Source organism: Arthrobacter sp. Z4-13 (genome assembly GCF_054792705.1).
This window is the reverse complement of the sequence record NZ_CP096458.1, coordinates 18,174-30,509: the sequence shown is the minus strand read 5'-3', so window position 1 is coordinate 30,509 and position 12,336 is coordinate 18,174. Positions and strand designations below refer to the sequence as shown.

The 12,336-nt window shown below is 59.0% G+C and carries 8 protein-coding genes and 2 pseudogenes; 3 read left to right on the top strand and 7 right to left on the bottom strand.

Translation table 11 applies throughout. The features are described from left to right. Positions 1 to 311: 311 nt before the first annotated feature. The 5 genes and pseudogenes from M1E07_RS00110 to M1E07_RS00090 all read right to left on the bottom strand — a co-directional run. Positions 312 to 521: pseudogene (locus M1E07_RS00110) on the bottom strand (hypothetical protein); the annotation flags it as partial. Next, positions 517 to 1,315: pseudogene (locus tag M1E07_RS00105) on the bottom strand (molybdopterin-dependent oxidoreductase); the annotation flags it as partial. The pseudogenes M1E07_RS00110 and M1E07_RS00105, both read right to left, overlap by 5 nt. Positions 1,316 to 1,587: 272 nt before the next feature. Continuing rightward, on the bottom strand, positions 1,588 to 2,037 hold the full coding sequence (locus M1E07_RS00100) for an ester cyclase (RefSeq protein ID WP_461186685.1): 450 nt from the start codon (positions 2,035 to 2,037) through the stop codon (positions 1,588 to 1,590). Then, positions 2,034 to 2,597 carry a flavin reductase family protein gene (locus M1E07_RS00095; RefSeq protein ID WP_461186684.1) on the bottom strand — a complete coding sequence of 188 codons (564 nt, stop codon included), beginning with the start codon at positions 2,595 to 2,597 and terminating at the stop codon, positions 2,034 to 2,036. The genes M1E07_RS00100 and M1E07_RS00095 overlap by 4 nt, the downstream gene beginning before the upstream one ends. A gap of 46 nt (positions 2,598 to 2,643) precedes the next feature. Beyond that, the gene (locus M1E07_RS00090; RefSeq protein ID WP_461186683.1) at positions 2,644 to 4,026 is read right to left on the bottom strand and encodes an LLM class flavin-dependent oxidoreductase; all 1,383 of its coding nucleotides are present in this window, start codon (positions 4,024 to 4,026) and stop codon (positions 2,644 to 2,646) included. A 1,058-nt stretch (positions 4,027 to 5,084) separates the two neighbouring features. Here M1E07_RS00090 and M1E07_RS00085 point away from each other — a divergent pair. Next, positions 5,085 to 5,192 carry an MFS transporter gene (locus M1E07_RS00085; protein ID WP_461186682.1) on the top strand — a complete coding sequence of 36 codons (108 nt, stop codon included), beginning with the start codon at positions 5,085 to 5,087 and terminating at the stop codon, positions 5,190 to 5,192. 894 nt (positions 5,193 to 6,086) lie between these two features. On the opposite strand, the gene M1E07_RS00080 is transcribed toward M1E07_RS00085, so the two are convergent. Further along, positions 6,087 to 6,629 (bottom strand): NADPH-dependent FMN reductase, encoded by a 543-nt coding sequence (locus tag M1E07_RS00080; protein ID WP_461186681.1) that lies wholly within the window; start codon positions 6,627 to 6,629, stop codon positions 6,087 to 6,089. A 1,559-nt stretch (positions 6,630 to 8,188) separates the two neighbouring features. Continuing rightward, positions 8,189 to 9,025, bottom strand: a complete 837-nt coding sequence (locus M1E07_RS00075) for an IclR family transcriptional regulator (protein WP_461186680.1) — start codon at positions 9,023 to 9,025, stop codon at positions 8,189 to 8,191. Between the two features lie 392 nt (positions 9,026 to 9,417). On the opposite strand from M1E07_RS00075, the gene M1E07_RS00070 reads away from it, so the two are divergent. Then, a complete protein-coding gene (locus tag M1E07_RS00070; RefSeq protein WP_461186679.1) occupies positions 9,418 to 10,305 on the top strand; it encodes a dihydrodipicolinate synthase family protein in 888 nt (295 codons plus the stop codon). Positions 10,306 to 10,370: 65 nt separating this feature from the next. Beyond that, a complete protein-coding gene (locus tag M1E07_RS00065) occupies positions 10,371 to 11,900 on the top strand; it encodes an aldehyde dehydrogenase family protein (RefSeq protein ID WP_461186678.1) in 1,530 nt (509 codons plus the stop codon). Positions 11,901 to 12,336 lie beyond the last annotated feature (436 nt).

Here is a 12,336-nt window from a genome sequence, read left to right as displayed (position 1 = left end):
TCCTTTCGTAGGTCTGTAAGGGGGCGTCTGGTGCTTCGGCTCTTGGCCGGTCCAAAACGTCGCGCGTATTCAGTGAACATGACTGTTCATTTATGCACATAAAGCACAGTGGTCTGTCAGCTTGAGCTTTAAAGCCTTCCCAGAAAAACTTGTAGACTTCCGGGTTCATCGTCAGGTCGTTGTTGGAAATGTGTTCCAGTCTGATGCTGTTCCTGCCCTCATCCTTGATTTCCCGGCTCTGCTGCTTTGCGAAAGCTGGACTCTCCCTCCCGGAGTGACTGCCAAAGGATGAGCAGCTGGTACAGGAAGAGTTATTCGGCGTGTGGTTCGAAGCGGACGAACATGGCTTTGAAGCGGGGGTGTTGGATTCGCGGGCGACGTTTTCTTTGCGAACCAGGGCGTTGGCTTCGGGGTAAGTAGCCGGCGGCGCAGCCCTTTGCGGTGGGGTAGGCCACGAGTCGGAACTTGTCCGCTGTCCCGTCGTGGCCGCGGAAGGTGCTGACCACGTCCACGAGGCAGCGGTGTGCCGCCGCCGATGACGCCGGAGACGGTCTGCGGGTCCTTGAAGTTGAACAGGCCGGCCTCGGGCAGCGGGTTGACGGCCACCAACTTGCCGCCCTTGTCCTTGCACTCCTTCAGCGCCGAAAGCATGCGCGGGTGGTTGGTTCCCGGATTCTGCCCCACCACAAAAATCAGCTCGGAATCGTGGAGGTCGTCCAGGGACACGGTGCCCTTGCCGATCCCGATCGTGGGATTCAGGGCCGAGCCGGAGGATTCGTGGCACATGTTGGAGCAGTTCTGCAGGTTGTTGGTGCCGATGGCCCGGGCGTAGAGCTGGTACATGAACGCTGTCTCGTTCGCGGTCCGGCCGGAGGTGTAGAAAACGCAGCGGTCAGCCGTAGTGGCCCTGAGGTGTTCGCCGATCAGCTTGAAGGCGTCAGCCCAGGAAATCGGTGAATAGTGGGTTTCGCCTTCACGGATCACCACCGGTTCACTCAGCCGGCCCTGGTTCCCCAGCCAATACTCCATCTTCGTCGAAAGCTCTGCCATGGAGTGCTTGGCCCAGAACTCGGCGCCCACTGTCCGGAGGATGTTCTCCTCGGCCACCGCCTTGGCACCGTTCTCACAGAACTCGGCGGGCAGTCAAACCCGCCCGCTGGTTCAGCCGCAGCAGGGACTAGGCGGTGCGGGTGACTCCTGCCTGGGCCACCGCGCGTTCCAGCGCAACCATCACGGCCTTCACCCCGGCCGCTTCGGACTTCAAGTCGTCCTCGTTGATATCCGCGACGGGCGCGGGCTGCTTACCGAACTCCACCAAACCAACCTACTTTTCACTGAAAAATACCCGCAATTTCCACGCATTTCTCTGCGTTCTTGGGCTTGTTGAGAAGGAGTGCTGCATCCCCCGTACGGCGATGGACGATGCTTCTTGGCGTTTGAGGCAAACCCCTGGTGGAGCTTGGGTCCGCTGCTTTTGCACGTGATGCAGCGGACCAAAACGTCCATGGGAGGATAGGAAGGTTCTGCAGCCACCAAAATTCTCCTGGTGAGCGCGTGGACGCTGGGATAAGTTGTACACTTTTCTCGCTATAAGGCCGGCAGTTCGGCGGTACTTAAGCGACTGGCGTGGCCGGAGCCTAGGTGCCAGATCCCGAGTGCAGCAAGGAGCTCCCGCGGGTCCGACACCACCCACTCCTCTACAAGTTTGTCGCCTTCAAAACGAAGGAATGAAGCACCAGTGATAGTTACATTGCGTCCTGTGGCGGGCACGTCCATAAACTCGCCTTGATGTGTCCCTTTGGTCTGCCAGTGAATAGCGACCGTATCGCCGTCCTCCAGGAAATGCAGAATTTCGCTGGTCAAATCCGGAAACGCGGTATGCGTTGCCTCGATGGTTTTCCGAAGACTGGCAAAGTCTTCGTTGCCCGACTTTGAACGCCTGATGTAATCAGGAGCGAGCAACTGCTCGAATGCAGCCGCATCCCCCTCTCCCCATGCTTTGTTCCATGCATTATGGATGGTTCCACGTCGACTCATGATGCGCTCCTTGCTGCTTCCGGTGCCGTCCCGGCAAGGACTGGGATTTCAATGGGTTGGTACTGGCCAAACTTGCCACCACGGAACAGCAACGCGTCTCCGCTTCCTTCTTCCATGTTGGTTACAGCTCCGACCACCATGTAGTGGTCGCCCACTACAACCTCCGCGGTCACGACGCAGTCAATGTACGCTGTCGCGCCATCAAGGTGTGGGGTGCCGAGGGGGCCGGGAGTAGTGGGCAGGCCCTCGAACTTTTGGAGGGTCTTTCGGGACAGCGACCTGCAAATGCTGACCTGGTCGTCGGACAGAATATTGGCGGTGAATTTTTGCAGTTTGCGCAGCTTTGGCCAGCTGGAGGAGGACTTGTCGACGCAAAACATGACCAAGGGCGGCTCGAGCGAGAGGGATTGGAAGGTCCCCACCACCAGGCCGAGTTTCTCCTCGTCGTCATTGATGCCGGTGATGGCAGTTACGCCGGTAGGCAGTTTTCCGAGGACTTGCCTGTAGAGGGCGGGGGTGATCTCAGTCGATATTTTGGAAGTTGCTGGGGTTATGTCCATGTCAATCTTTCTTGATCATTGCGGGTTTAGAAGCGATTTGCGCCTGTCAGGGCGCGGTTACGAGTGGCTGCCCGACGCGGTGTGCGGGGTGGTCGGCGAGCAACCGGGTGTTTCCGGCGCCGAAGAGCTTCTCACGCAGGGTGGAGCCTTCGTATTCAGTCCACATGCGTCCTCGACGCTGCAGCTCCGGGACGACGTGCTCGATGAAGTCTGCGAGGTCTTGGTACTTGATGGCGGAGGCGAGGTTGAAGCCGTCGGCGCCGCTTTCGTCCATCCAGCGGATCAGCTCGTCTGCGACGGTGGTGGGTGAACCAACGATACTTGGCCCGGTGCCTGCCACTCCTAGGTACTCCGCAATGTCGCGCGGAGTCCACTTCTTGCCCGAGTCCACGGCAGTGAAGAGCGAAATCGTGGATTGTCCGCCCTCGGTCTTAACGTTCTCGAGGGGGACGTCCGGGTCGAAATGTGACATGTCGACGCCCGTCCAGCCGCTGTAACGGGCCATCGCGCCAGCGTAGCTGACGAGGGAGCGATAGTTTTCGTACTTCTGCTGTGCCTGTTCGTCTGTAGGGGCGACGATGACGTTGAGCATCTGAAGTACCTTGATATGTTGGGGATCTCGGCCGGCTTCGGCAGTTGCTTTGCGGAGGGCGTCGACCTGCCGCTTGAGGGAGGCGATAGTGACTGCGTTGACGAAGACTGCTTCGGCCGTCTGGGCTGCCAGTGCGATGCCCTTCGGGGAAGTTCCGGCTTCGAAGATTACCGGGGTCCGCTGTGGGGAGGGTTCTGACAACCCGATCCCGGGGACATTGAAGTATTCACCGGCGTGGTTTATGGGGTGGACGCGGGTGGGTTCCACGTAAACGCAGCGTTCAGGGTCGCGAACTACTGCATTCTCTTCCCAAGACTTCTCCCAGAGCTTGAAGCAGACGTTCAAGTGCTCGCCCGCGACGTCGTACCGCTGGCTATGGGGCAGCTGCCCACTGCTGAGGTTTCGTCCTGCGCTGCTTGCATAGGAAGTGACTACATTCCAGCCAATACGGCCCCTGGTGAGGTGGTCGAGGCTGGAGAATTTGCGCGCAAGGGCGTAGGGCTGCTCATATGAGGTCGAGGCTGTCACGCCGAACCCAATGTTCTTAGTGACTGAGGCCATTGCAGAGATAACCATAAAAGGATCTAGGGCGGGAATCTGGGCTGCGTCAGCCAGAGCGGCGTCCACAGAGCCTTGGTATACGTCCTGGTAGCCGCTGTTGTCTGCGAAAAAGACCCCGTCAAAGCGGGCTTCCTCGATCATCTTTGCGTAATTAGTCCAGTACTCGAGGTCGTTGTATCGGTAGCCCTGGTCCTGCGGGTGGCGCCACAGGCCTGCTGAGAGGTGTGCCGGGGCTTGGAAGTCGAAAGCGAACAGTCGCATACGGCGGTCAGTCATTGTTTATCTCTCCGGTCAATAGTGGACGAATGTCCGATAGTTGAGGGTGGGTTTGCGGGCAGTCCATGGCGACGTGAGGCCTATCAGTTGGCGGCGTGACCCACCTATAGTTGTGACCCGCTCAAGCTGGTTTGCGCCGGCGGTCTGCCGCATCCTCGCGGGCGGAACGAATGTAGATTTCCAGCTGGGCGGCCAGTTCGTCCGGTTCCGGGAAGCGATGCTGAGGGCTGAGCCTCATCCGCCCGTAAAGATCCCGCTGAAATCCAGTGGGTGCGCTTCCAAGAGTCGTTCGGTGAGAAGCAAGCGGGGCAGTCGGAACCCCAATTGTCCTGCTGCGCTGATCGCCGGGCCGGGCACGGCCACAAATTGTGCGCGTGCTGAAGGGTGCAGCGTCCCTGCTGTGCATGTCCTGCGCTGGTCGGTGCGGCAGCTCCTGGGTCATACATACCACTCCTTGTCTACGCTTACGCTGAGTCGGTCTTGGGACGAACTACGACGTCGGTTCTGGTCTTGATTCGTCTTCAGGAGGCGCGTTCATTATATGAACTCACGCGTCCATTATGCTGACATGGGACGTGACGCACGTCAAGCGCGGGTGTGTGCTTGACCTGTAAAAAGTCTTTACCTCGCGTCCTGATCTCGCTAAAGGCTCTGGTCGTGCCCAGAAGGGACGTAGAAGGCAATAATCTTTTATGGTGAAGCTCTTGACCTGAGTTCTAATTAGAGCGAAGCTTCAAGAGCGCGTCTTTGCACGCAAAGGTCCAAAAAGTGAACAAACTGAGGTGTTCCCCCACTGGTAGTAAGCGCGCTTTTTGACTTGAGGCACCCGCTAACTACAGGCGGCCGTCTCCCCGAACTCCCTGAGGATTACTTATGTCCCCAACAAACTCTCTCCCTTGACAGCGGTCGAAGCGATGCCAGTTTCAAGAAGAGCTTCATTCGCCGTCTGACCTTCTCTCAGCCGGCGGACAGTTCATTGACGGCTACATCATGGAATTGTTGGCACGGTCATCATCGCCGTAGCCGCTAATCTGCAGATGTCAGTGTTCTGAGAAGGCATGACCGCATCTGCTGCACTGATCGGCATCTTCATTGGTGCTTGCTTGGGCGGGCGGCTCTCAGACAAGTTCGGACGTAAGCCGACCTTCTTCGCTGGCCGCAGGTGAGCAGTTCTGCTGGGACTCAGCGGCTAAAAGAACCTGAAAGGCCAAGGGCCAGGGCGTGTCTCCTTATTGGCGTAGCCAAACAGTTACGGTCTAGAAGACAATTCCCGCCCGGTAGGTCAGAGCGAGTTTGACATAGCGGGTTTTCGATTGCCCTCCGCCGCTTGAAGAGACTGAAGGACCGTTCGACACTGTAGCGGCCTCTGTAGCCCGAGAGTCAAAGTTCACGGGGCTGCCGCTGCGTAAACCGCGACCCTTGAGGTTGCCGATCTGGTCCAATGGCTCCGGGATAACAGCATTGATGCGCCGGGTCCGAAGCGAAGTCCTGTTCGCCTTGGACGAGTACGCCTTACCGCCCATCACGGCGTCGGGGGCGCCTCGGGGCGGGCCGCCCCACCGCGGCACATAAAGGCATCGATAAGAAATGGGAACATAGGTGAGCCCCGCCTTGACCGGGACCCAGAATCATCACCAAAGGCCTGCAACTCCCGTCGCAGGCATGATAGATCGATCTTGGTAGTAAGGCCGTACGGGACCGCCCGATCGCGTGGTTTCACCGAGACGGTCCAATCGATTTGTCCTGCAGCATCGGCTTCAGCCAGGACCATGCTGAAGGTCCGCTCCCAGGTCACGTTAGTGGCGATACGACGAGGCCGTTCCAGACCGTTTGCCATGGACCAAACTCCGCGGGGCTCACGCCAAGCTATCGATTTGGCGTTGGCTCGAAATGGCCGGCCCCTCCGCCACCGAGCAGGGAAGCAACGGTTCACGCCGGGACCACTGATCATCACTTGAGAGAGCTGTTCGAGACACCCCCCCAAGGATTACAGCCAACAGTCCGCCGATCTAGGAGAAAGCCCTACCCGCAGTGGTCGCAGGTGGCAGTTCTGCTGGAAGTCAGCGGGTGACAGAACTTGGAAGACCAAGGGCTAGCCGCAGTGGCTCTGCGCTCCGCTCCCACCAGGCGTGGATGGCAGCATCAACATCTGAAAGCTCGGTCTCCGTTAGCACGAGCGAACGGGTAGGCACCACGGATCCGAGTTCCACGAGGACGGGTCGCAGATGCACTTCGCCGGCGAGCGTGTGTGCTGGACTGCCAGATGTCACGAGGGGAACTGATACAAGACCAGCCAGCGCATTGGCCTCAAAGAGATCAAGGAAGGATTTAAGCAGACCGGTGTACGAAGCTTTATACACCGGAGTGGCTACTACTGCCGCACGAGCACCGCTTATAGTCTCCTTAGCCTGGTCGGCCGTAGGACGCTCGGGTGAGAATATCTCGCCCGAGAATGTGGCCAAATCCACGGCAACTATGTCAGCAATACCGAACTCGCCCGCGATTTTGTGAGCCAAAGCTTTCGCTGCGGAAAGGGTGCGCGAACCGGGGCGAGGGTTTCCGGATATGACGACAACGTAGGGAACAGGGGGCAGGGTGGTCACGGCCATCATTCTTTCCTATCAATAGTTATGGGGAAGTACTTGCTGCTGCGATGACAAGAGCCTCTACACGAAGCTTCCTGGAAGACTTGCGGGCTTGAGATGGGTGACTTATTGGGGGCCCATGCTCAATATGAACGCACGTGTTCATTCTACGCGCAGGGATAAATTGTCACGTTGTGGATGGGGAGTACCTAATGCTCCGAGGGAAGCTCCCGAACCGATGACTCAGCGCGATTACCGATCAGTGGCGGATCATCACTGTCCATGGACGGCCGGAGCAAAAGAGAGGGCGATACAGGCCATTAAGCTGGAAGAGCAATCGCAGGGTTTCTTCACATCGTTACCGGCGAGGGCCGGAAAGGCCTGATCGAGAAACAAGGGACGGGCTTTACGCCAAGCACCGGACCTAAAGTGATGACAAGCTCTGTGGCCCCATGGACGCACCGCTCCTAGCGTGCGACCGAAAGGGCGTCAGTCATGCCAGCGTGGGCGCCCGACCGGTTATTGCAGTGGCTTGCTGGTTCCGCCAGCAGTGCCTGTGCGGCGGTAAACGGGTACTGATGCGGACAAGCCTCAAAATGCCTAGTCAGCCGAATGAGCCGAACCTCACTGTATAGAACTGCCGTCCCAGCGGATGAACGGGTAGTTGCAGGGAGGCGGTGCTTCGGCCGTTTGCTACTCCTGGTCGCCTAGTCCGTTATCCGGAAATCCGCTTGATGTGCTTTATGCATCGCAATGTGAGGCTCTTGCTGAGGCCAGCACGGCGCGCCAGATCTTCAGCGCTAACCGGTTTGATTTCGGTTCTTGCCTGTGCTTCGAGGACCGTTGCAACGCGCTGCAATGCCCACGGAGGGAGTGTCTGTTGCATGTGATCTTCTTGATAGACGTGGAGGGATACCAGATGTAGGACTCAGTCAAATTGTTCCAAGTGCAGGCCTGCCCAAGAACTGGCAACAAGTCGACTGGAGGTTCCATAGGTACGGAACTCCAAGACTGCGGGCGTGGTCCTTTGGCGGAAAGATGCTTGGAAATGGCTAAAAGCGGCGATCAGGCGAACAAACTGGTGCATGCTGGTGCACTCCTCGAAACCTCGTAGTAAGTCCATATTTCAAACGCGTGCGTTCGTTTATCGAACGCTATTTTATTGTGAGGCTTCTAACGCCCTCGCACAACCCCGAATGCCCCGAGTTCTTGGCAAATTGCGCTTGCGGTGCCGCCATAACCTTCTGCCGCTGCAGTCCTACCGGCGGGTTCGACACCCTAGTCAGGGAATCGGAAGTGCTGTGAGATTGAGGTTTTCGGCCAGGAGGGAGCCGGAGGCCGGCTGACTTCGAGGTTCGTCCAGCAACGCGCCAGTTCAACATGCCAGCTGGCAAGGGTCTGTTCGGCAGTTGTCGAATCGAATTTAACAAATGCAGTCTCGAGCTCTCGTTTAGAAGCAGTCGCATCAAGGCTGGCAGGCCGTCCTCGAGCATGCGGATCTGCATTCGTGAGAGCTAAGGCCGCCTTCATTCGGCAGCCGCAGGGTAACCGCCTTGCTGCTAGAGGATAACTCGGTGTTAGCCGACCGCGCGATTCGGCCCCGGCCCCCAGATTTCCGAAAGCGCCGCCCGTGTCTCGTCCATGTACAGAAGGACGTTATGGATCTCAGCCATACTGAAACGGTATCGAGGAGCACTAAGCGTCAGGACAGCTACGAAGGCTCCCGTTAAGTCGCGGACTGGCCGGGAGACTGCGGCCAATTCCTCCTCGAGCTCACTGTCAACAAGGCCGTAGTCCTGCTCGCGCACGCGGTCCAGCTCCCGCAGCAGCTCACTGCGCTTTGTGATCGTGCGGGATGCGTAGGCAGGCAGTTTCTCGGGAAGCATCGACAGCACCTTTTCCCGGGGCATACTTGCCAGGAAGACCTTGCCGGCCGCGGTCGCGTGAAGCGGCCATTGCGCCGGGCCACGGCCGTCCGAGAGCTGACTGCGAAGGTTGACCAAGTGCGAGCCCATAGCCTCAGCGATCAGGTCGAGCCCGTCCCGGCCGTTGACTACCTGAAGAGTAGTCATCTCATTGGTTTTGTCCGCCAACTCCTGAAGGTGAGGCTGTACTCTCTCGGCCAGGCCGGGGTTTGGGTCAGCAAGTCGGCCCATACGGGCCAGATCCCACCCCAGGACGTAGTTGTTACCGATCCGATCAACCAGGCCAGCCTGTTCCAAGCTGTACAGCAGCCGGAAGGCCGTGGGACGTGACATGCGAGTGGTACGAGCCAGTACCGTCGACGTCGCTCCTTGGGAAGGTTGAGCGGCAAGGGCACGAAGGAGGGTTGCAGCCTTCAGCACCGACTTGTTGACGAGGTCCGGTTCATTGCCAATGATCGGTTCGAGGCCATCACTCGGAGCATTACTCATGGGACTTTGTTCACCGTCACAGTCTGGATGTCTTGAGATTTTGACTTTATCAGGGCCAAGGTTCGGGCTGAAGCAGGAACGCCCGGACAGGAGTGCAGCGAGACGCTACGCGGCCAGTGTCGGGTAGACAGGGCCGTGCCTATTGCCTCGGGCCAGGCAAGTCGAGCGTCGTCGCAACGAATCAAGGGCAGCCAAGCCAACGCGACAAGCATGAACATGTTGCTAGCTGTGAGACCAAGGCTTTTGCGCTCTTGACCGGTACCTCGTTCAAAGCCTATTGTAGAAACATTCTGGACGCTGACGTTCGAAATGCGAACGCACTGGGAGCTCTGCTCGCGCGTCCACGGCAGTATCTATTCCCTGCCTGCCGCATCTTCAGGAGGAGACCCTTTATGTCCCTTAAGCTTCACGGCGTACTAACGCCGCTGGTTACTCCGTTCGGCGCCGATGGCGAGATCGATCACAAGCAACTACGTGGCCTCGTTGACCGCAACATTGATGGCGGTGTTCATGGTGTCGTTGCCAACGGAACGAGCGGGGAGTTCCAGACCATGAGCTCTTCGGAGCGCCGCGAAGTAGTCCAAACAGTGGTGGAGCACGTAGCGGGCCGCGTCCCTGTCATTGCCCAAACAGGGGCGTTGACTACGGCCGAGGCTGTCGAGCTGACTCGGCATGCTCAGGAAGTCGGCGCCGATGTTGCTATGGTCATCGCGCCTTACTATGATCCGCTGAGCCTGGACGCTGTGAAGGCCTACTACCGCAGCGTAGCTGACAGCGTTGAGCTTCCGATCATGCTCTACAACATCCCGTCAGTGACGGGTGTGGACCTCCAGGCGGACACGGTTGCCGAGCTCATGCAACAGTGCCCCAACATCGGCTACGTGAAGAACACGAGCCCGAACATGGCCCATGCCGTGCAGTTGGTCCGTGACGCCGGCGTCGGAACGTTCGTTGGCTGGGATACCTTGGCCTTGTCCTCGTTCGTGGAAGGGGCCGGAATCATGGCCGTTACGGCGAACGTGATTCCTGCCCAGCTGGTGGCAGTTTACGACGCAGTGCAGGCGGGCGAGCTGGGGCAGGCACAGTTGCTGTGGAATAACATCTACCCCGTTATAAGTGCCATAGATTCCGAGCCCTTTATCGCTGCAGTGAAGTGGTGTCTGGAAACGGCAGGCTGCCCCGTTGGTTCAGCGCGCATCCCTACCACCCCTCTTTCTGAGGCCAGCTCGCAGCGTTTGGCCAGGATGACCTCAGAGGTTTTCGCCCGCCCCCGAGCCTGATCATTACTGCAAGCCGGGGACTGCCAAGTCCTCATTCAGTCTGGACCCCAGCCATAGGAGCTTCCATGTCCACAACCGTTGATTCCACCTCCTCGGCCGCCGCCCAGTCAGTGCTGCGCGCGGAAACCCCCGACAGCCCGGACCTGCTCGAAGGTACCGAATTGCCGCAGGCGAAGCACTTCATGCAAGGCGCATACCGTTCCTCTTCCTCCGGCACCTTTATCGATGTGGTGAACCCGGCCACCGGCAAGGTGTTTTCCCAGGTCGCGGAGGGAACAACAGACGATGTCGACGCTGCCGTCGCCGCTGCAATGGCAGCGCAGCCAGCGTGGGCGGCGCGTACGCCCAAAGACCGCTCCGATGTTTTGCACCTGTTGGCCGAGCGCGTTGGAGAGAACGCTGAACTGCTAGCCCGGCTGGAGTCAACAGATTCCGGTAAGCCGCTGACAGTTTCCCGCGATGACGTTGCCCAGTCGATAGACACCCTAAGGTTCGTGGCTGGAGCCGTCCGGGCCGGTACTTCCGCCGCAGCCGAGGACTATGTGGAGGGACACCTGTCTGTCATCCGCCGCGAACCACTCGGTGTCATTGCCGTGGTTACGCCGTGGAACTATCCGCTGCTGATGGCCGTCTGGAAAATCGCCCCCGTCCTGGCGTCGGGCAACACCCTCGTCCTCAAGCCATCCGAACATACCTCCTTATCCGCGCTTAAGCTTGCCGAGGTCGTCGCGGATCTGTTGCCGGCGGGAGTCCTGAATGTGGTCACCGGTTATGGACCGGTTGTAGGGCAGCGGCTGTCGACTCATCCTGATATAGCTCTCGTCGCTCTGACCGGATCGGTAGCAAGTGGCAAAGCTGTCGCCGCTGCAGCAGTGGGGTCACTGAAGCGCGTCCACTTGGAACTGGGCGGAAAGGCTCCGGTTATAGTCTTTGCGGACGCCGACCTGGCGCAGGTGGCGGCCGCGGTACGAGGGGCCGGGTTCTGGAACTCCGGTCAGGACTGTGGCGCCGGTTGCCGTCTGCTTGTTCACGAGTCAGTGACTGATGATCTCGTGCGCCTCCTCGTGCGGGAGGTCGAAACCCTCGTCGTTGGTGAGCCTGCTGTGGGTGACAATGTGGAGATTGGCCCGCTAGTCTCTGAGGCACATTTTGAAAAGGTCAAGGGTTTCCTTGATCGGGCCCGTGCAGCCGGTATCCCCGCCGCGATCGGTGGAGAATCACTGCCCGGGGCCGGGTTCTTCGTGGCTCCCACGGTGCTGACCCAGGTCCCTGATGGAGCCGAGTGCGCTCAGCAGGAGATTTTCGGGCCGGTAGTTACGGTTGAATCCTTCACCGATGAGGATGAGGTCGTAAGGCGGGCTAATGAGGTGGAATACGGCTTGGCGGCATCGGTGTGGACCGAAAACGCGCGCCGGAGCCATGACATCGCCGCTCGGCTGGACTTCGGCACGGTGTGGGTAAACAGCCACCTTGTCGTCGCCAACGAGATGCCGTGGGGCGGCTTCAAGGGCTCCGGGTACGGCAGGGATCTTTCGATCTACGCGCTCGACGACTTCACGCGCACTAAGCACGTCATGCACAACCACACACGCTAGCCGGAACCGGTGCCCGGGCAAGCAATCACGTTTAGCCCGGGCCCGGGTCGACAAAGCTTGGCTCGAATTGACGACTCTCAAGCGCAGACTTCAGCCGGAAGTTTCACGCCTTCGCGAAAAACGGCTTGTATCCGGCGAATTCATCGCCCCTGATGAAGGTGCAGCTACCCAGGTTCGTCGAGCTGTAGTTCCGTGAAGTGATCAAGAGCCGGGGTTACAACTTCCGAGCCGTTGCGCGTCTTTGGCCGAGCCACTACTCGCGAGCCCCCCGAAGGAAGTGGGTTAGATCAGCTTGACCGGAATAGACTATCGGCTGCCACGCTAACCACGCAGAGTAAAAGGTCAAACCAGATGATGGCAGGGCTGGATACCCGCATCCACATTGCGTGAGAGTGATCCAGACAAGAGCCCCTGGTGAATGGCACCCCGATACCCG